The 410-nt window shown below is 66.1% G+C and carries 1 protein-coding gene; it reads left to right on the top strand.

All coding sequences use genetic code 11. The features are described from left to right. Positions 1 to 410: transketolase-like TK C-terminal-containing protein (locus RZO55_RS10085; protein WP_439100046.1), on the top strand; the 410-nt coding region annotated here is incomplete at both ends.

Genomic DNA, 410 nt, shown 5'->3' with positions numbered 1-410 from the left:
GTCCATCCGCCTCGCCGCCTTGATGGGTCTGCCCGTCGTTTACGTGTTTACCCACGATAGCATCGCCGTCGGGGAAGACGGTCCCACCCACGAACCGGTGGAACACGTCCCCTCTTTGCGGCTGATACCCGGATTGAACGTTTTCCGCCCCGCCGACGCCAACGAAACCGTGGCCGCCTGGCGGGAAGCCCTCTTGGAAAAGGATCGGCCCGTCGCGCTGGTGCTGACCCGTCAGAAGCTGCCCGTCCTGGATGGTACGGCGGAAAAGGCGCGGGAGGGCCTGCGCCGCGGGGGCTATATCCTGTCGGAGGCAGCGGATGGCAAGCCCCGGGCCATTCTGATCGCCACCGGCTCCGAGGTGTCCCTGGCGGTGGAAGCCCAGAATCTCTTGGCGGAGCGGGGCATTCATG

Source organism: Clostridium boliviensis (genome assembly GCF_033342255.1).
Lineage (GTDB): Bacteria > Bacillota > Clostridia > Lachnospirales > Lachnospiraceae > Lacrimispora > Lacrimispora boliviensis.
This window is presented reverse-complemented; position numbering and strand designations above follow the sequence as displayed.